At 64.6% G+C, this 19,045-nt stretch carries 13 protein-coding genes; 4 read left to right on the top strand and 9 right to left on the bottom strand.

Annotated elements, in window-relative coordinates:
- Window positions 1–83: 83 nt before the first annotated feature.
- The 6 genes from G5C50_RS24245 to fusA all read right to left on the bottom strand — a co-directional run bounded on the left by G5C50_RS24245 (window position 84) and on the right by fusA (window position 10,121).
- Window positions 84–1,103 carry a DUF1559 domain-containing protein gene (locus G5C50_RS24245; protein ID WP_165073552.1) on the bottom strand — a complete coding sequence of 340 codons (1,020 nt, stop codon included), beginning with the start codon at window positions 1,101–1,103 and terminating at the stop codon, window positions 84–86.
- Complete coding sequence (locus G5C50_RS24240) at window positions 1,087–2,400, bottom strand: PQQ-dependent sugar dehydrogenase (RefSeq protein ID WP_165073551.1); 1,314 nt, start codon at window positions 2,398–2,400, stop codon at window positions 1,087–1,089. Before G5C50_RS24240 ends, G5C50_RS24245 begins: the two co-directional genes overlap by 17 nt.
- 139 nt (window positions 2,401–2,539) lie before the next feature.
- On the bottom strand, window positions 2,540–5,209 hold the full coding sequence (gene ppdK / locus G5C50_RS24235) for a pyruvate, phosphate dikinase (RefSeq protein WP_165073550.1): 2,670 nt from the start codon (window positions 5,207–5,209) through the stop codon (window positions 2,540–2,542).
- 337 nt (window positions 5,210–5,546) lie between these two features.
- Window positions 5,547–6,152 carry a DUF3179 domain-containing (seleno)protein gene (locus G5C50_RS24230; RefSeq protein WP_165073549.1) on the bottom strand — a complete coding sequence of 202 codons (606 nt, stop codon included), beginning with the start codon at window positions 6,150–6,152 and terminating at the stop codon, window positions 5,547–5,549.
- Between the two features lie 471 nt (window positions 6,153–6,623).
- Window positions 6,624–7,685 (bottom strand): DUF1559 family PulG-like putative transporter, encoded by a 1,062-nt coding sequence (locus tag G5C50_RS24225; RefSeq protein WP_165073548.1) that lies wholly within the window; start codon window positions 7,683–7,685, stop codon window positions 6,624–6,626.
- Between the two features lie 345 nt (window positions 7,686–8,030).
- The gene (fusA, locus tag G5C50_RS24220; RefSeq protein WP_165073547.1) at window positions 8,031–10,121 is read right to left on the bottom strand and encodes an elongation factor G; all 2,091 of its coding nucleotides are present in this window, start codon (window positions 10,119–10,121) and stop codon (window positions 8,031–8,033) included.
- A gap of 561 nt (window positions 10,122–10,682) precedes the next feature.
- Between fusA and G5C50_RS24215 the strand changes: the two genes are divergently transcribed.
- From G5C50_RS24215 to G5C50_RS24205, 3 genes are all read left to right on the top strand, one after another.
- Entirely contained in the window at window positions 10,683–11,453 is a 771-nt protein-coding gene (locus G5C50_RS24215; RefSeq protein WP_165073546.1) for a hypothetical protein, read from the top strand.
- A gap of 217 nt (window positions 11,454–11,670) precedes the next feature.
- Window positions 11,671–12,189: an HIT family protein gene (locus G5C50_RS24210; RefSeq protein WP_165073545.1), complete on the top strand. Its 519-nt coding sequence runs from the start codon at window positions 11,671–11,673 to the stop codon at window positions 12,187–12,189.
- Window positions 12,190–12,291: 102 nt separating this feature from the next.
- Window positions 12,292–13,395 (top strand): PIN/TRAM domain-containing protein, encoded by a 1,104-nt coding sequence (locus G5C50_RS24205; RefSeq protein WP_165073544.1) that lies wholly within the window; start codon window positions 12,292–12,294, stop codon window positions 13,393–13,395.
- Window positions 13,396–13,427: 32 nt separating this feature from the next.
- Here G5C50_RS24205 and G5C50_RS24200 read toward each other — a convergent pair whose 3' ends face one another.
- Together G5C50_RS24200 and G5C50_RS24195 are read right to left on the bottom strand one after the other, a co-directional pair.
- Window positions 13,428–14,678: an aminotransferase class I/II-fold pyridoxal phosphate-dependent enzyme gene (locus G5C50_RS24200; protein ID WP_165073543.1), complete on the bottom strand. Its 1,251-nt coding sequence runs from the start codon at window positions 14,676–14,678 to the stop codon at window positions 13,428–13,430.
- Between the two features lie 495 nt (window positions 14,679–15,173).
- Entirely contained in the window at window positions 15,174–16,766 is a 1,593-nt protein-coding gene (locus tag G5C50_RS24195) for a trypsin-like peptidase domain-containing protein (protein ID WP_165073542.1), read from the bottom strand.
- A 677-nt stretch (window positions 16,767–17,443) separates the two neighbouring features.
- Here G5C50_RS24195 and rlmN point away from each other — a divergent pair.
- Window positions 17,444–18,493, top strand: a complete 1,050-nt coding sequence (rlmN, locus tag G5C50_RS24190) for a 23S rRNA (adenine(2503)-C(2))-methyltransferase RlmN (RefSeq protein WP_240907344.1) — start codon at window positions 17,444–17,446, stop codon at window positions 18,491–18,493.
- A 75-nt stretch (window positions 18,494–18,568) separates the two neighbouring features.
- On the opposite strand, the gene G5C50_RS24185 is transcribed toward rlmN, so the two are convergent.
- Window positions 18,569–18,964, bottom strand: a complete 396-nt coding sequence (locus G5C50_RS24185; RefSeq protein ID WP_240907343.1) for a hypothetical protein — start codon at window positions 18,962–18,964, stop codon at window positions 18,569–18,571.
- Between the last annotated feature and the right edge of the window lie 81 nt (window positions 18,965–19,045).

Genomic DNA, 19,045 nt, shown 5'->3' with positions numbered 1-19,045 from the left:
GATCCGGAAACCGCGACTGCAAGACAGACCCGCCGTCGCGGTCCGGGTTTTCTCCCCAGGGGGAGTTTCTCACGGAGGCGCTCTTAGAACGCGCCCGAGACGACTTCCCCACCCGCCCTCGTGGACGCGGCCCGCCAGGCCGCCGGATTGATCCCGTCGGTCGCGAAGGCAGAGTGTCCGTCGGCGTAGAGGACGTTCGCGCCGCCGGGATGCATGCTCCTGGCGGCCGTCCAGCCGGGGTTGTGGTACGTGATGCAGTCGGGCCGCTTACTGTTGGGCGGCTCGTGATGATTATAGAGGGTGTTCAAGTAGTTCCCGTCCCACCAGCCCGCCCCTTTGTTGAATAACCATCCGAGAGGCGCTGCCGCACAGGAAGCATCGTCGAGGGGAGCCGCCGCTCGGGCCGATGCGCGAGCGGGCTGGGCCGGGAGCGGCGTCGGCGTCGTCTGCGAATAGGGACCGGGAGTTCCGAGGAGATGCTCGGCGACCGCGGCGGTGTTGCTCGAACCATCGAGGACGTCACGGAAAGCGAGCGAGGGTCCCAGGATAAAGAGGCCGTTCGCTCCGGTCGCCTCGCCGCCGTTCGAGCCGTCGCCGCTGCAGAATGCGTAATTGGTCGGCCCCGAGTCGTCGGCCGGCGCCGGCGCGCCGTCGCTCGGGCAGAGGAACAGGGCGACGCGAGTCCCCATCGCCGTGGAGTTGACGGGGTGGAACGGCCAGAAGAGCGCTCCGCCGGCCGGCTTGTAGGCGATCGCGTAGTCGAAATTCAGGGCCTGGAAAATCGCCTGTTGCTCCAGGAATGGAGACAGCTGCGCCAGGGCCGACCAGCGATACTGGGAAACCGAAGTGGTCGCCGGCACCGGCCCGGACGGCGACAAGAAGCCGACCGGGAAGCCGCCCAACGCACCGTGGTAATTGTGCAGGGCGATCCCGATCTGCTTCAGATTGTTGACGCACTGCATCCGCCGAGCGGCCTCCCGGGCGGCCTGAACCGCCGGGAGGAGCAGCGCGATCAGCACAGCGATGATCGCGATCACGACGAGCAACTCGATCAACGTGAAAGCTCGCCGCAGCCGCCCGACCGACTTACTTCTTACCCACATAGGCGACCCTCCACACGGTCCCCGAAGCATCGTCGGTCACCATGAGAGAGCCGTCCTTCGCCACGGCGACTCCGACCGGCCGACCCCAGACGTTGCCGTCGGGCGTGACGAAACCGACCAGGAAGTCCTCGTAGACGCCGCTGGAGACGCCCTTTTCGAGGGGAACGCGGATCACCTTGTAACCCGTGCGTCGGGCGCGGTTCCAGGAGCCGTGTTCGGAGGCGAAAATGTCGCCCTTGTACGCATCGGGGAACGAAGCGCCGTCGTAGAAGGTCAGGTCCAGCGACGCCGAGTGCGCCTGCACGAGGACGTCGGGGACGATGACCTTGGACTTCAGCTCGGGCCGCTTCCCCTTGTGGCGAGGATCCTGGTTGGAACCGGAGATGTAGTACCACGGCCATCCATAGAAGCCGCCTTCCTCGACGTGGGTGATGTAGTCGGGGACGAGGTCGTCGCCGAGGCCGTCGCGCTCGTTGACCGACGTCCAGAGCTTGCCGGTCGCGGGATCGATCGCCAGGCCGACCGGGTTGCGGATGCCCCAGGCGTAAATCCGCTCGTTCTTGCCCTCAGGGTCGAAGGCGAGGATGTCGGCGCGGCGCGTTTCGGAGGCGTCGTCGGTGACGTTCGACCGCGAGCCGACCGAGACGAACAGGGTCTTGCCGTCGGGCGAGAACTGAAGGTCGCGGGTCCAGTGGCCGCCGCCGCCGACCTTCTCGTTGCCGGAGGGGATGCTTTCGACGATCACCTGCGCCGGGCCGGTGGCCTTGAGGTCGCCGTTCGCGTATGGGAAGCGGACGACCGAATCCGTGTTGGCGACGTAGACGTACTTCGGCTCGGCGCCCAGCGGATAGAAGGCGATGCCGAACGGCCGCTTCAGGTCGGCGGCGAAAGTCTCCGAAGCCTCGGGCTTGCCGTCGCCGTCGGCGTCGCGGAAGACATGCACGCGACCGGCGGCGCTCTCGGCGACGAAGAAGTCGCCGTTGGGAGCGGTCACGATCACCCGAGGCTGCTTCAGATCCGTGGCGAACTTCGTAACCTCGAACCCTTCCGGAGCCTTCGGCCAGGCGCCTTCCGGCTGCTTCACGACCCGGGGGTGGTTCTGGGCGGACTCCGTGTCGAACGGCGGGGCGAGGTCGTCCACCGTGATCTTGCGGCGGACGCCGGGAGCGTCGGTCGTCCAGTCTCCCTGGGCGGCCTTGCCCGTGAGAACGGCCGGGGCCTGCTGAGCGTGAACGGCGGGAGCGGCCGTCAGAAGGCCGAGGGAGACCGAGAGGGCGTGTCTGAGGCGGGTCGTCATTGCAACGTCTCGCGGGGTTTGCGGAGGGAGGTTGGCGGCCGTCCGTCGATGGTGACCGATCGGAGGTACCAAAAACAAGGCCGTCGGACCATAGTCCGACGGCCTTGCCGTTACCAACCGACCTCAGGTCGTCGCTCGATCACTTGTCGCGCGAGACGTTGCCGAGGGCGGCCTGCGCCGCGGCGAGGCGGGCGATGGGCACGCGGAACGGCGAGCACGAGACGTAGTCCATGCCGACCTTATGGCAGAAGACGACGCTCTCGGGATCGCCGCCGTGCTCGCCGCAGATGCCGACCTTCAGGTGCTGGTCGTGCTTCTCCTTGCGAGCCTTGCGTCCCCGCTGCGTCCCCACCTCGACGAGCTGGCCGACGCCCTTCTGGTCGAGCGTCTGGAACGGGTCGACCGGGAGGATCTTCTGGTCGACGTAGGCCGGCATGAACGAGCCGATGTCGTCGCGGCTGAACCCGAAGGTGAGCTGCGTCAGGTCGTTCGTGCCGAAGGAGAAGAACTCGGCCTCCTCGGCGATCTGGTCGGCCGTGAGGGCGGCGCGGGGGATTTCGATCATGGTCCCGATGAGGAACTCGACCTTGGTCCCGTGCTTCTTGAAGACCTGCTCGGCGACGGCGAGCGCCCTCTTCTTCAAAATCGCCAGCTCCTCAACGGTGCCGACGAGCGGGATCATGATTTCGGGCAGGACGCTCTTGCCCTTCTTCTTGACCTCGATGGCGGCTTCGAGGATGGCGCGGACCTGCATGTCGCCGATCTCGGGGAACTTGATCGGCAGACGGCAGCCGCGGAGGCCGAGCATCGGGTTGGCTTCGTGGAGCTGCTCCACGCGGCGCTTGACCTTCTCGACGGGGATGCCGAGCTGCTTTGCGACTTCGGACTGGCCGGCCTCGTCGTGGGGGAGGAACTCGTGGAGCGGCGGGTCGAGGAGGCGGATGGTGACCGGCAGGCCGTCCATCGCCTCGAAGATGCCGACGAAGTCCTCGCGCTGGTAGGGTTCCAGAGCGGAGAGGGCCTTCTCGCGACCGGCGGTGTCGTCGGCGAGGATCATCTTCCTCATGTCGACGATGCGCTGGCCTTCGAAGAACATGTGCTCGGTGCGGCAGAGGCCGATGCCTTCGGCGCCGAACTCGCGGGCCTTCTTGGCGTCGGCCGGGGCGTCGGCGTTGGTGCGGACCTTGAGGGTCCGCGTCTTGTCGGCCCAGCCCATCAGCTCGGCGAAGTGGCCGGAGATGCTGGGGTCGACGGTCGGAACCTGGCCGACCATGACGTCGCCGTTGGTGCCGTTGATCGTCAGGTAGTCGCCGACCTTGACGACCTGATCGCCGATGGTGATCTGGCCCTTCTTCTCGTCGATGTGGATGGCGTCGCAGCCGACGACGCAGGGCTTGCCCCAGCCGCGGGCGACGACCGCCGCGTGGCTGGCCTTGCCGCCGGTGGCCGTCAGGATGCCCTTGGCCAGGTGCATGCCGGCGACGTCCTCGGGGCTGGTTTCCTTGCGGACCAGGAGGATGGCGTCGTTCGGGTGGGCCTCATGATGGGCCACGGCCGCATCGGCCGAGAGAATGACCTTGCCGCAAGCGGCGCCCGGGCTGGCCGCGATGCCGGTGGCGACGGCCTTGACCTTCGACTTGGGGTCGAGCTGCGGGAGCAGCAGGTGGTTCAGGCTGTCCGGGTTGACCCGCTTCAGAGCGGTCTTCTCGTCGATCAGCCCTTCCTTCACCATCTCGACGGCGATCCGCACAGCCGACGACCCGGTCCGCTTGCCGGTCCGGGTCTGCAGCATGTACAGGGTGCCCTTCTCGACAGTGAACTCGATGTCCTGCATCTCCTTGTAGTGGGTCTCCAGCTTCTTGCGGATGTCCATCAGCTGGCCGTAGACCTTGGGCATCTCCTCGTGCAGCTTGGAGATCGGCTCAGGCGTCCGGATGCCGGCCACCACGTCCTCGCCCTGGGCGTTGATGAGGTAGTCGCCGTAAAAGACGTCCTCGCCGGTGTTCGGGTCGCGGGTAAAGGCGACGCCGGTGCCGGAGTCGCCGCCCGTGTTGCCGAAGACCATTGCCTGAACGTTGACCGCCGTCCCCTTCAGGCCGGTGATCCGCTCGATCCGGCGGTACTGGACCGCCTTGTTCCCCATCCAGCTGTTGAAGACGGCCATGATGGCCTTCCACAACTGGTCCTTGGGATCCTGCGGGAAGCCTTCGCCGACGTGCTTGGAGTAGACCGCCTTGTACCGCTTGACCAGTTCCTTGAGGTCGGCGGCAGAAAGGTCGGTGTCGAGCTTGACGTTCTTCTCTTTCTTGAGAGCCGTCAGTTCGTGCTCGAAGTGCTCGTGGTCGACGCCCATGGCCGTCGAGCCGAACATGTCGATGAGGCGGCGGTAGCCGTCGTAGGCGAACCGGGGGTTGTCGGTCTTGGCGGCCAGACCCTCGACGGACTCGTCGTTGAGGCCCAGGTTGAGGATCGTGTTCATCATGCCCGGCATCGACAGCGCGGCGCCGGAACGAACGCTGACCAGGAGGGGATCCTTCGGGTCGCCGAACTTCTTGCCGGCGATCTTCTCCACGTGCAGGAGGGCTTCCTCGACCTGAGGCTTGACGGCCTCGGGGAGCTTCTTGCCCCCCTCGTAATACTCGTGGCAGACCTCGGTGGTGATCGTGAAGCCGGGAGGAACGGGGATGCCGATCGAACTCATCTCGGCGAGATTCGCGCCCTTGCCGCCGAGCAGCTCCTTCATGTCGGAGCGCCCCTCGGCCTTGCCGCCGCCGAAGGAATAGACGTACTTGGACTTGGACGTGGACATCGGAATCGATGACTCCTGGTCAGGGACCGGGCGGGGAACGTCCAACGGCCTCTAGCGAGGACGAAGCCGGGGGGCCTCGAAACCTGCGTGCACGCCTCTACTGGGGAGAGGGAGGGAGCCGGTCGCGTCCAGCGCAGACGCGGCTCGGGAGGGCCGCTGAACGGGTAAACGACGGCCGACGACGAGCGCGGAATCACGCAAGCCCGCCGTTGCAGGCGTTCACAAACGTATATTCTTGCAAAGTTCCAAGTTAGCGACCCGGACGCCCTTCGTCAAGGAGGCACCGGGTCGATCCGCACGACCGTGGACGGAGGCGAGCTTCGGGTCGCAAGGCCATTCACTCGGAGGGAAGCGCCCGATGGCGGTCAAGAGAGCCAATGACCAGCCGTGAAGAGGGGTTGTCGGCCTGCCACTCGCCCCAGGAGGTGACATCCAGCCGCTTCACCAACGGCAGCGTCCGACCCTTGTGTTTCCCGCTGAAAGCCGTCAATCCTTCGCCGCGATCGATCCAGAGGCTCTCCGTCCCGCGGTCGTAGAGGACGTGATGCCCAGCTACCGTAAATCCGCTGCTTCCCATGGTGATCCGGTGGCCGTCGAGTCGGGGGTCGAACACGGCGATGTCCGCCTGCCGCTGGCTGATGAACGGGTCGTCATGCAGCAGAATCGGCACGCCGTCGATCTCGTCGTTGACGATCAAGACCTTCGCCAAGACCGCCTTGGGATAGGCGCAAGCGGTCCTGCCGATCGACATGCCGACGATGTCGGCGTCGGCCGGGATTCGTTCCCAGATCTTACCGCCGCCGACTTCCACCGCCGGGAAGTCGATCGAGAGAGCGACGTCCCGGCCCATTGGATCGCCGATGGCCGCCGGATCGCAGTCGCCGCTGACGAGCTTAAACCAACGGTGGCCCTCCCCCTGCTTCCATCCCGACCACACGAACATCTCCCCTCCCTCGACCCGTCGCCAGGGTTGCGGACGGGAAGCCTGGGAAATGATGGGGTAAATGTTGGGATAGCCCACGACGGTGCTCGAAGCCGCCGCGCTTTCTTCAGCCCTCAGCGTCGCCCATTCCTGGCAGAGTCGGCGAACGAGAAGGCTGATCGGAACACCAACAGCCAGGATCAGAACCCCTGCCGCGACGGCTCGATATGGTGAGTTGGAAGAGGAGACCGTCGAATCAGGCCTCGTCGGATCAGACAGGGGCAGAGAGGCAGCACGGTTTAACATGGCGCGAATCCCTCCGATTCCGTCAGGAGCGTACGCCGAGTTGCGTGAGAGATGGATAACGCGCCGTTATGACAGACGCCGGCCTCCGCGTCAATCGGCGAGCCGGCGTCTGGGTTAAGAAATGTTCAAGCCACCAATATTTGCGAGGCCGCGTCGAGGAAAGGCAACACCGCGCCGAGACGGGACTCAGAGGGCGTCGGAGCTGATCACCTCGCCGCCGGCTCTCGTAGCGACGGCCCACCAGGTCGCCGGGCTGATGCTGTCCTTGACGAACTTGATCGAGCCGTCCAGGAAGCCGACGTTGACTCCGCCGGAGTGATAGGAGGCCGCGCCGACGAGAGTCGCCGCAGCGTAATCGAACGTCGCTGGATAGTTGGCGTTCATGTTGCTGAAGATGCAGGACTGTTTGTTCGGAGTGTTGACATGGCTGTAGCATCCGCCCACGCCGCATCCCTGCGACGCCCAGCAGAACCCTTTGGAGGTCTGAGCGCCGATCGTTGTGGACGCCTGGCAACTGGCTCCGAGCGAGCGCAGGGTGTCCGAGACGCCAGTCGGACCAGCGGAAGGTGCCGGCGTGCTGGGCGGCGTGTAGGTGACCGCAATGGTGTAGACCATCTGCTTTCCGGGTTTGACCGAGAACGGCCCCTTGACCCACTCACTGTACATCGCGGTATTCGACGTACCGTCGGTGATCGAGGCGAGGCTCACGTTGCCGCCGTAGTTGGCTGCATTCTTTCCAGTCATGTACGTCGGCCCGTCAAACGTTCCGCCGTAAAGGGTGTGAAGCGTTCCGACGCTGTTACCGTAGTTGCAATCGCCGAAGTCGTGCCCAGGGTAGTTGCTAAGTCCCCGAGCGACAGTGGTCCCGTCGGATGGGCAGAGGAAGGTCGCAATCTTCGTCGAAGAAGCCGTGCCGTTGTGTTCGAGGTTGTAACCCACGGAGACGTTGAGCGTTGCGTAGAGGGTCTGCTGCTCCATGTAAGGGAGCAGCCGGGCATTCACTGAGAAGTCGTTCGCGTTGGCCGTCCGCGAATTCACCGTGCCGGCGTTTCCGGTGGGGGGCAGGCCGCCGTTGACGTCGGTGTAATTGTGAACGGCGAGCATGATTTGCTTCAGGTTGTTCGTGCACTGAATCCGGCGAGCCGCTTCGCGAGCCGCCTGAACGGCGGGCAGCAGCAGGGCGATCAGCACGGCGATGATCGCGATGACCACGAGCAGTTCGATCAACGTAAACCCACGACGGCGCATGAGGGAGCCTCCTCAAAGCGCGAGGGTACCCGGCCCCCCCCGCTGGGGCGATGGAAAGACTTAATGGATGCAACCCCGGAGCACGAACCGGGTGCGATGCGGCCGAACAGCGTCGACCACGCACGACGTGGACCCAGAGATCGAACAACACTCTGAGGGTCAACGCCAAGGGGCATTACACGGCGACCGGATCGGTTTGTCCAGCGGGCGGCCGATTATTTAAAATAACCAATATTAAGTCATTTACAGCATGACTCGGCGATATCTTGCACCTGAATAAACAAAAAGGCCGCCGGTGACCCGGCGGCCTTTTTTTATCATCGAGCTACTTTGAGGAAGTGAAAATCAGGCCTTCGCGGTGGCCTTGGCCTCGGCCTGGACCCGCTTGACGATCTCTTCCTGGAACCGCGAGGGGAGCTTCTGGTACTTGAGGAACTCCATGGAGAAGCCCCCCTTCCCCTGGGTCATGCTGCGGAGGTCGTTCGAGTAACCGAACATCTCGCTGAGGGGAACCTCGGCGGAGATGACGGTGTAGCCCGAGCGGCTCTCGGTGCCGAGAATGACGCCTCGCTTGGAGGAGATGGCGCCAGTGACCGGCCCCTGGAACTCGGTCGGGACCTCGACCTCGACGAGCATGATCGGCTCGAGAAGGACCGGGTCGGCCTTGCGGAACGTCTCACGGAAGCAGTCGCGGGCGGCGATTTCGAAGGCCATCGTCGAGGAGTCGACGTCGTGGTACGAGCCGTCCTCCAGGACCATTTGAACGCCCATGACCTCGTAGCCGGCGACGGGGCCCTTGTGCATGGACTCGCGGAAGCCCTTCTCGACCGAGGGGATGTACTCGGTCGGGATGCGGCCGCCGGTGACCTTGTTCTCGAAGACGAACGGCTCGGGAGCCTCGGGATCGAGCGGCACGAGCTTGCCGACGACGTGGGCGTACTGGCCCGAGCCGCCGGTCTGCTTCTTGTGCTTGTAGTTGAACGCGGTCTCGCGGGTCGGGGCCTCGCGATAGCTCACCTTCGGCATGCCGACGGTGCACTCAACCTTGTACTCGCGACGGATTCGCTCGACGTAGATCTCCAGATGGAGCTCGCCCATCCCGGAGATGATCGTCTCGCTGGTTTCCGGATCGACGTGAACGCGGAAGGTCGGGTCCTCGCGCATGAACCGGTTGAGGGCCTTCGACAGCTTGTCGTAGTCGGCCCGCTTGTTCGGCTGGATCGAGAGGTCGATGACCGGCTCGGCGGCGTAAATGCTTTCGAGTGAGAGGTTCGTCCCCTCAGCGCAGTACGTGTCGCCGGTGGCGCACTCAAGACCCATGACGGCGACGATATCGCCGGCCGTCGCGGCGTCGATGTCTTCCTTCTGGTCGGCGTGGACCCGAAGGATGCGGCTGATGCGGGCCCGCTTCTTCTGACGCGAGTTGTAGTAGAACGTTCCCTTCTGGAGCGTTCCCTGATAGATCCGCATGTACGTGACCTGGCCGAACGCTTCCTCGACCAGCTTGAACGCCATGGCGACGAGCGGGGCTTCAGGATCGGGCGCGAGCGGGACTTCGGCCATCCCGTTGTCGTTGTCCTTGGCGAAGACTTCGCGGTCGAGCGGGCTCGGGAGGTAGCGGCAGACGGCGTCTAGCAAGGGCTGGATGCCCTTGTTGCGGTAAGCCGTGCCGACCATCACCGGGCAAAGCTGCTGGGCGATCGTCCCTTCGCGGATCGTCTTGTGGATGAGGTCGATCGGGATTTCCTGCTCTTCCAGCAGCAGCTCCATGATCTCGTCGGAGACCATCGAGAGCGCCTCGAGCATCCCCTGACGGGCGCGAGCGGCCTCGTCGGCGAACTCAGCGGGGATCTCCTCGTAGCGGACGTCCTCGCCCTTCTCGCCGTCGAAGTAGATCGCCCTGCGTTCGATCAGGTCGATCATCCCCTGGAAATTCGACTCGGCGCCCATCGGGATCTGGAGCGGCAGCGTGGTCAGCCCGAGCTTGGATTCCAGCTGGCTGATGACGTTGGCCGGATTGGCGCCGGTGCGGTCCATCTTGTTGATGAACGCGATCCGCGGGACGTTGTACCGCTTCATCTGGCGGTCGACGGTGATCGACTGGGACTGCACGCCGGCCACGGCGCAAAGGACCAGGACCGCCCCGTCGAGCACGCGGAGCGAACGCTCGACCTCGACGGTGAAGTCGACGTGGCCGGGCGTGTCGATGATGTTGATCTCGTTCTCGTTCCAGCGGACCGTGGTCGCGGCGGAGGTGATGGTGATCCCCCGCTCCTTCTCCAGCTCCATGTGGTCCATGACCGCGCCTTCACCCTTGACCTCCTTGATCACGTGGGTGCGGCCGGTGTAGTACAGCATCCGCTCGGTCAGCGTGGTCTTGCCCGAATCGATGTGGGCCGAGATGCCGATGTTCCGCAGGTTTCTCAGGTTTTCCATGGTCCGATTACATCTCAACGGGCGCTGGGAGGGTGGAACGCCATCCCCGCGACTGTAGGAACCGCACGCTGATCTCATCGAGAAGGGAGCCGCGCGACCCGCCGTTCCAGAAACGGGTCGTCGTCCAGCCGTGGGAAAGCGGTCGCATCAAGCAGGAAGGCCGGCGGCGGCTTGATGCGGGATCGGGATCGATCCAGGGGAAGGCTCGCGAGCGTCCAGGACGAACCATCCTAACAATCGTCCAGAAGCCGTCAAGGCACATCCGACTCGCCACAACTAGTATATGCGCCGGGCCCAGTGCGACGAAAGACTTTGTTTCGACTTCCCGTCCTCTCTCAAGGAAATCGGAGTAGAAATCAGGACCGATCCGTTGGATTTAAGGGGGATTTAAGGAAGAGATTTGGGTGAATCAGTGTACTCTTTACTTGATTGCTCCCTTGGCGCAAGATGACGGCGATTGAGAGGACGCGAGCCCCCTCTCAAGCGGGGTTTCGACATGGCCCTCTTCACCCCTCGCTCGATCGCTCCCCCCCCACCTGAGGCAGATTCCAGGCGACTTGCATGAAGTCCGTAAACGCCGTCCATTCCAGCAAAGCCGCCGGCGGGTCCGGCGTCTTCCCGGCCTTCTCCCCGAACGTGCCGAGGCTGAGCTTTCTCTTCCCGGGTTACCCGCAATGGACGGGCGGCCGGCGGACGCGCGGAGCCGTGATGGCGGGCCTGTATCTGGCGTCGATGGCGACCGTCCTGCTGCTTTGGGGAAATCCGGCGACGTGGTTCTTCCTCCTCGCTTCGATCTTCTTTCAGGCCTTCAGTTGGGTGGACGCGGTCCGGCAGAACCCGTTTTCGGGCCTCACCCCCACGCCGGTTCTGGCTGTCACCGGGGGCGGACTCAGCCTAGCCTTGCACGCGCCGATTTTCGGGACGCTGACCTTGATCGCCTGGCCCAGCTATGGACCCGATCCTCAAGACGGGTCGTATCTGGTCAATCGCCTCGCTTACAAGGATCGCCTTCCAGCACCCGGCCAGTGGGTCTGGCTGGATGGTTCGACGCCCGAAATTCAGAGCGCCGTCAGAGTCGTCGCCGTGCCCGGCCAACTGGTTGTGTACGACGGGAAGCATTGCCTCGTGGATGAGAACGAGGCCGTCGTCAAGATTCCCGCCGGCGGGCGACGCTGGGAGTTCCGCGTTCCCAGCAATCATGTCTTGATCGACCCGGGCTCCAACGTCCGTCCCGGCGAGATGCGTTCACAGTTCGTCCTGGTCGAAGTCGACCATATCGCCGGACGAGTCTGGGCCCGTTGCACTCCCTTCTGGGAGCGAGGGATTCTTTAGACCTCGCTCGCCTTGGTCATTTCGTCTCTCGATTTCCGAGGGCGGATTGGAGAGGCGACCGGCTGGGTGTTATGATCGAGGTACGGCTGCGCGAGTCTCCCCCGGACGCGACACCTGTGCGAACCGTCCGCTCGCTCCCCACAAATATCTCGTCCGTGCCGACACTGCGCCTCGCGGCTCGAATCGCGACGCGGCGGTCGGCCGAGGTTCGCCGAACTTGCTCGACCGAATCTGGGCGCCCTGGCGTGCGCAATATGTGACGGGGGAGGTCCGCGCGACCGACGCTCCGGCCTGCTTTCTCTGCGCGGGCTTGGCTCAGGACCGAGACGCCGAGAACCTGATCGCCTGGAGGGGGGATGAGACCGTCGTCGTCCTCAACCGCTACCCCTACAACAATGGGCACCTTCTGATCGCCCCCACCGCGCACAAGGCGACCCTCGCCGAGCTTGAGGGCCGAGAGCTTACCCAACCGATCGAGACGATCCGGTGGATGACCACCATCCTGGACCGGATGATGCGGCCCCACGGCTACAACATCGGCCTGAACCAGGGTCGCGCGGCCGGCGCAGGGCTCCCCGGCCATCTCCACTGGCACATCGTCCCGCGTTGGGACGGCGACGTGAACTTCATGCCGATCCTCGGCGAGACCAAGGTGATCACCGAAAGCCTCTCGTCCTTCCACGAACGCCTGCGAAGAGAGATCGAGGCGGACCTTGCCTCCGGCGCTCGCCCCTGAAACAATTCCTCCATCTAGCTTTTTATCGCAACGGCCTTATCTTGTGTCGTTGATCCCCGAACCGATTCATACCCGCTCCGATTCGCCAGAGGTCATCCTCCCATGTTGCTTGTATTCATCCGGATCGCATTCATCCTCGTCGTCGCAGCCGTCGGTTCAAAGCTGGCTGGAGTCGTCGGCGAGAATGAGTTGGGAAAGCCGGCGGTCTTCTTCGTCGGTCTGATGCTGGCGGCGATCGCCTTCGTCATCGGCGACCTGCTGACCCCCCGCAAGAAGATCCAGACGATTTCCGCCATATATTTCGGGGTCATCGTCGGCATCTTCCTGAGCAACCTCATCAACGACGCCCTCCAGCCGGCGATGCACCAGTCTCTCAACCCGCTGATCCACCCAGTGGTTTCCAGCGTGATCATGGTCTTCATCACCTACATCTGCATCTCGACCCTGTTGCAGACCAAGGACGACTTCCGATTCGTCATCCCTTACGTCGAGTTCTCGAAGGAGGTCAAGGGAGCGCGGCCGTTGGTGCTGGACACCTCGGTCGTGATCGACGGGCGGATCGCCGACGTGGCTGAAACCAAAGTCATTGACCAGCCGATGGTCGTCCCCCGGTTCGTCCTTCAGGAGCTGCAGGGGATCGCCGACAGCTCCGACAAGCTCCGACGCAACCGCGGCCGGCGCGGGCTGGACATCCTGAATCGACTCCAGAAGTCGCCCGGCGTGGAGGTCCGCATCGATGACGCCGAGATCCCCGAACTGGCCGGAGTCCGCGAGGTCGATCAGCGGCTGGTGATCCTCGCGAAGCATCTCGGAGGCAAGGTCGTCACCAACGACTACAACCTCAACAAGATCGCCCGACTCCAGGGAGTGGACGTCATCAACCTCAATGACCTGGCCAACGCGATGAAGCCCATCGTCCTGCCGGGCGAGAATCTGGGCGTTAAGCTCATCAAGCGGGGCGAAGAGTCAGGCCAGGGCGTCGGCTATCTCGACGACGGGACGATGGTCGTGGCCGAACAGGGGGCCTACCACCTGGGCGAAAACGTGCGGCTGACCGTCACCAGCGTCCTGCAGACCAGCGCAGGGCGGATGATCTTCGGTCGACTGGACCAGGTGCCGCCCCCCAAGGGGGCTGGCGTCTCGAACCAGCAGGCCCACCACGACAACCCGCCCTCTGCCCCGCAGGGCCGGAACCGGGACGCCTGAGCGTCCCGGCCTGGGTCGGACCGAAGATCGGCTTAGCTGACGGCGGGCTCGACCCGCAGGCAGCGGCCGATCTGGCGGATCGCCTGGCGGAGACGGTGGGAGTTTTCGACGAGAGCCAGCCGCAGACAGCCCTCTCCGGCCTCGCCGAAGCCCCGGCCGGGGCTGACGGCGACGTTCGCCTCCTCCAGCAGCTTCATGGCGAAGTCGATCGAGCCCATCTGGCTCCTCCAGGGCTCAGGCATGTTCGCCCAGACGAACATGCCGGCCTTGGGCGGCTCGACTTCCCATCCTAGTCGCCGAAGGCCGCGGACCATGACGTCGCGGCGCTCCTGATACTCGGCGACCTGCGCGGCCCGCCCTTCCTCGCCGTGGCGAAGGGCGACGATCGCGGCAACCTGCACGGCCTGGAAGATGCCGTAGTCGTAGTAGCCCTTGATCGCCTTGAGAGCGCCGAGCATATCGCGGTTGCCGGCCGCGAAGCCGACCCGCCAGCCGGCCATGTTGTAGCCCTTGGACATGGTCGTGAATTCGCAGCCGACCTTCGTCGCCCCCTTCACCGACAGGAAGCTCGGCGGCTGGTAGCCGTCGAAGCCGATGTCGCCGTAGGCGAAGTCGTGGATCACGAAGAAGCGGTACTTCTTCGCCAGCGCCACGATCTCCTCGAAGAAGGCCGGCTCGACGACCGCCGACGAGGGATTGTGGGGGTAGTTCAGCACCAGGATCTTGGGCCGGGGGAGCAGGCTGTCGCACACCCGGGCGATGTTTGTCAGGAACGCCTGCTGGTCGCGGACGTCCAGCGAGATGGCGTTGGCCGAGGCCAGCGCGACGGCGTGGCTGTGGATCGGGAAGGTGGGCGCGGGGACCAGCGCGGTGTCGCCAGGCCCGAGCAGGGCCAGGCACATGTGGCTGAACCCTTCCTTCGAGCCGATCGTCGCCACGACCTCCTGGTCGGGGTCGAGCTTCACGCCGAACCGCCGCTCGTACTTCGCAGCGACCTCGCGACGGAGGTTGTAGATCCCCGTGGCGACGCTGTAGCGGTGGTTCCGCGAATCCTGGGCGGCCTCGCAGAGCTTATCGACGACCCACTGTTCGGGGGGGTCGGTCGGGTTGCCCATGCCCAGGTCGATGACGTCGTCCCCGGCGGTGCGCTTCCGATACTTCAGCTCGTTGATCTTGCCGAAGAGGTACGGCGGCAGGTTCCGGACCCGGGGCGCGACCTCGATATCGTAGCGTTCGGTCGACTCGTGTTCTTCGGATCCGGTGTTCGTCGTCGGATCGTTCATCGCGACCTTCATCCTCGACACGCGTCGGCCACGGCGACGAAGTCGCATCGCCCGTCCTGACCGCCGGTGGGTGTCTTTTCTTCGTGTTCCCTGAGCTGGCCACCGCCGGGACGACCCCTCGCGGACGCGCCCGGCCCCCCTCTATCGACTACAATACAACAGAACCTCGCGAACGGGCAGATCCAATCCAACGGCCCACGCGGATCTGTCTCGCCGACCCGCAGGCGTCGGACGACCGGACGAGTTTCGGCCGTCCGAGCGACCGGCTTGAATCCAATCGGCCCAATTGGTTTGAGTGATTCGTGAAGGGTTGCAGGTCGATAACTCGTTCTACCACCAGGACGACCCACCGACTTCGTAGCCGCCCACCCGATTGACCCCACGGACCCGGTCACTCTGGATCACCATAGATGACGAACGGCCGCGCCGAGTTCACTCGGCGCGGCCGTTCGTCGTTTTGAGAGCCGCCGCCCGAGGAGGGCGGCGGTAGGTGGATCACTTGCCGGCCGGGAGGGCGGCCTTCGTCAGCGAGACGAAGCGGCTGCCCGACTTGGCGGAGTGAACGTAGAACGACAGAACCTCGCTCTTGGAGGCCAGGTCCTGGAACGCGCGGACGTCGCCGATCGGCTGAACACGCTTGTCGCGGAGGACCTTGGTGATGACATCGCCTTCCTGGATTCCCTCGGCCTCGGCCGTGCTGTTCTCCTTCACGGCGGCGACCAGCAGGCCCTTCTGATCCTTGGGCAGGCCGAGCGACTCGGCGAGCTCAGCGGTCAGAGGCTGGACTTCCAGGCCGAAGTCGGCGACGGCCGTTGACGCGGGCTCCTTCTTCTCGGATTCCCGACCTTCCTTCTGGGCATTCTGCTCGATGTCGAACACCACCTTGTCTTCGGCCACCGGGACGATGGTCGTCGTCTTGCGTTGGCCCTCGCGGTAGTAGTCGATATCGACCCCCTTGCCGACGGCGCTGGCGGCCACCTTGAGGCGGAACACCGGGAGGCTGCCGTCAAGCTTCTCGCCGCCGAAGCTCACGATCACGTCGCCCTGCTTCAGCCCGGCCTTCTCGGCGGGAGAGCCGTCAGCGACCAGGCTCACGAGAATCCCTTTGACGCCGTCTTCCAGGCCAAGCTGTTTGGCCAGGACCGGGGTCAGCGGCTCCATCTGGACGCCGATCCGCGACCGGCTGACCTTGCCGGACTTGATGAGCTGGTCGGCGACGTTGGCGGCCATGTCGATCGGGATCGCAAAGCCGATGCCGTCGTTGCCGCGGCCGCCGGTGACGATCGCCGAATTGACGCCGATCACCTCGCCCGCCATGTTCACCAGCGGCCCGCCCGAGTTGCCCGGGTTGATGGCCGCGTCGGTCTGGAGGAACGACTCGTAGTCGTTGATCCGGACGTTGTTCCGGTCGGTGGCCGAGATGATGCCCGTGGTGAAGGTCTGGCTCAGCTCGAAGGGCGAGCCCACAGCCATGACCAGGTCGCCGACCTTCAGCTTGCCGCTGTCGCCGCGAGGCAGGGCGGGATAGTTGCTGGTCTCAACCTTGATGACCGCCACGTCCGACTTTTCATCACGCCCAACGACGGTCGCGGGAACCTCGATCCCATCGTGGAAGGTGACGACGATCTTGTCCGCCCCTTCGACCACGTGGTTGTTCGTCAGGATGTGGCCCTTGTCGTCATACACGAAGCCCGAGCCGACCCCCGTGCCAGGCGTGGGGCCGCCGAACTGGTTCCTCTCCGGCAGTCCGTCGGGACCGAAGAACTTCCGAAGCATCTCTTCGAAGTCCTTCATGTCGGGCTGACCCTGCGGGTTCCGGCCGCGAGGACCGTTCGGCCCGCCAGGGAACGGAAATTGGAAGTTCCGCACGTTCGGCCCGGCGGAGCTTTTCTTGACGCTGATCTGCACGGCCGACGGCTTCACGAACTCGGCCACGGCCTCATAGGCCTGGGAAAGCGCCTCGGCAACCTTCTGGCTCTCGGGCGCAACTTTGGGGGCGGCGGGCATCGGCCGCAGTACGCCCGTCGAGCTAACCAGAGCGGCGGAAGAAACGACCAAAGCCGCCCAGGCGACTGGATTTCGCTTCATACTCGAATCTCTCCTCTTCGATGTCCATGGTGGGACCGACGACGGCCCTGAGAGGGTCCCGTTGAACCCCCTCGTCCATTCCGATCCGGACCGCTCCAGGACGACGTCTCATCCCCTCGACGGCCGGCTTGATCGCTTGCGAATCTCAATTCCTACGCCGCGTTCATCCCGTTGGTTTGTTCGAGAATCTAAGGAATTTTCAACACCATCGAAATCTGGATTTCGACGCCGGACGCCTCATCTTGGATGTTCGCCGGCCTGATCGCGATATTGAAGCGGACTGGGTCTGCTCGGGTTCGTTCGCACGCCTTTCGTTCGACCGACCGGAGCCTCCGAGGCCCTGGGACGCCCTTCACCCACGAAACACAAGGCTTTTTCACAAAACAACTTAACAAGCCCATACCAATCCGCCGAGTTCCCCTCGGCCGATCGCCCGGCGTTGCTGGAGGATTGGCTTCGATTGACCATTTTTCGCTGGCGCACAAGCGTCGTCCATCACTCAGTTCGAAAAGCAGGAGCCAAGCCCGCACGCTCACTCTCCTTACCTGGATGTTACTCCCTATTGGATTTCTTTGGCGGACGTCTCGGCTGGTGCAAGGTGGAATTCTGCGGAGGGGTCCCACTCTGATATCCTGGGGCGAGAACGCACCAGGGACCGCCGTCGAGGAAAGCAAGTGGTGGACGTGACGATCGATCCGAGAGATGTAGGGCCGGGTGAACTGGAGACGTGGGCCGCAGCACGCGGCTGCGACGCCGTGGTCGTGCGGAAGTTGCTCTCGGCGATCTTCCGCCGCGGGGTGCTGGAACCTGACCGCTGGATGGCTGAGTCTCAGATCCCCAAACGCCTGGCCGAGTCGATCGGGCCCCTCCCCCTGCCCCGGCTTCGACTCGACGCCTCGGTCGTTTCGCCGGGCGACGGATTCCAGAAGCTCCGATTCCGGACGGCCGAAGACCTGGCTCTTGAGACGGTCCTGATCCCGCTGCACAAGGAGGGGGCGGTCAGCCTCTGCCTGTCCTCGCAGGTAGGTTGCGCGATGGGCTGCACCTTCTGCGCGACGGCCCGCATGACCACTCGGCGCAACCTCAAGACATGGGAGATCATCGACCAGTTCCTCCAGGCCCGCGACGTGGTCCATTCCCAGGGCCGCCGGGTGACGGGGGCCGTCTTCATGGGGATGGGGGAGCCCTTCCTGAACTACGACAACGTCATGACGGCCGCCGACCTCATGCGATGCTCCTCGGCCGGCTCGGTCGCCGCCAAGGCGATCACGATCAGCACCGTGGGCCTCGTTCCGGAGATCGACCGCTACACCCGCGAAGGCCGTCGCTACCGTCTGGCCGTCAGCCTGGGTGCCGCGACCGACGAGAAACGTCGCGAGTTAGTCCCCGTCGCCGCCCGGTGGCCGGTCGCCGAGGTTGTCGCCGCCGCGCGCAGGTACGCCCTGGCGCGGCGGACCCGCGTCACGCTGGCGTACGTCTGCATCAGCGGCGTGAACGTCGGCGAGGACGACGCCCGAGCCCTGGGCGAACTGATCGGCGATACGCCCGTCCGCGTCGACCTCATCGAGGTCACCGACCCCACCGGCCGCTACTCGCCTCCAGGCGCTGACGAGCTGCAATCCTTCCGCGACGCACTCACACGCCACGTCGGCCAGCCGATCGTCCGCCGCTATTCGGGCGGGAAGGACATCCAGGCCGCCTGCGGCACCCTCGCCGGTACGGGGTGAGTGGGGAGCCTGGAGAAGGATCTCGCGGGGCCCGGAGGTTGGATCTCGGGGCCCCAAACGTCGTCGACGTCCAGGTTAGGACGAGGACTTGCGCGGCCGGGAAAGCCGGGCGGCGTAATGCCGGAGGGCCGCGATCAGCTCGAGCGTCGCCTTGGAAAAGGGACGCATGGCCGGGTTGGAGGCGACCCACGCTTCGGCGTCGGTCGTCGGAATGAACTGGTGACGGCCGTGCTTCGCGGCCATTTCAACCACACCCTGATCGACCAGGTAGAGGAGCACTGCCAGGCGTCGGTCCAGCGGCCTCCGCGACCAGTAGTCGGACCGGGACAGGTCGTTCTCTAGGTGCAGGCCGACGAAACGGAGGCACTCTTCGTACAGCGCGTTCAGATGCTCATCATTTCGATGCGTGTTGAAGTGGGCCAGCCGGCCCGTCCAGTTGATGCTGAGTTCTCGGAGCGTTGAGGGCGACAAGGCAGGTTTCCTCAGGACACCATTTCCGGGCCGGATCGACGGCCCGCTTGGAATCTTCTAAAGGATAATACGCGTCACGGC

Origin of the sequence: Paludisphaera rhizosphaerae, assembly GCF_011065895.1 — a bacterium.
Classification (GTDB): domain Bacteria; phylum Planctomycetota; class Planctomycetia; order Isosphaerales; family Isosphaeraceae; genus Paludisphaera; species Paludisphaera rhizosphaerae.
Note: the sequence above shows the minus strand (reverse complement) of the source record. Positions and strands in the feature narration are given on the sequence as shown.

What these genes read in the sequence shown, in the direction of transcription:
- G5C50_RS24240 (WP_165073551.1), bottom strand. Translation starts at nt 2,400, where the DNA reads ATGACGACCCGCCTCAGACACGCCCTCTCGGTCTCCCTCGGCCTTCTG.
- G5C50_RS24245 (WP_165073552.1), bottom strand. Translation starts at nt 1,103, where the DNA reads ATGTGGGTAAGAAGTAAGTCGGTCGGGCGGCTGCGGCGAGCTTTCACG.
- G5C50_RS24215 (WP_165073546.1), top strand. Translation starts at nt 10,683, where the DNA reads ATGAAGTCCGTAAACGCCGTCCATTCCAGCAAAGCCGCCGGCGGGTCC.
- G5C50_RS24230 (WP_165073549.1), bottom strand. Translation starts at nt 6,152, where the DNA reads ATGTTCGTGTGGTCGGGATGGAAGCAGGGGGAGGGCCACCGTTGGTTT.
- G5C50_RS24205 (WP_165073544.1), top strand. Translation starts at nt 12,292, where the DNA reads ATGTTGCTTGTATTCATCCGGATCGCATTCATCCTCGTCGTCGCAGCC.
- G5C50_RS24195 (WP_165073542.1), bottom strand. Translation starts at nt 16,766, where the DNA reads ATGAAGCGAAATCCAGTCGCCTGGGCGGCTTTGGTCGTTTCTTCCGCC.
- ppdK (WP_165073550.1), bottom strand. Translation starts at nt 5,209, where the DNA reads ATGTCCACGTCCAAGTCCAAGTACGTCTATTCCTTCGGCGGCGGCAAG.
- fusA (WP_165073547.1), bottom strand. Translation starts at nt 10,121, where the DNA reads ATGGAAAACCTGAGAAACCTGCGGAACATCGGCATCTCGGCCCACATC.
- G5C50_RS24225 (WP_165073548.1), bottom strand. Translation starts at nt 7,685, where the DNA reads ATGCGCCGTCGTGGGTTTACGTTGATCGAACTGCTCGTGGTCATCGCG.
- G5C50_RS24200 (WP_165073543.1), bottom strand. Translation starts at nt 14,678, where the DNA reads ATGAACGATCCGACGACGAACACCGGATCCGAAGAACACGAGTCGACC.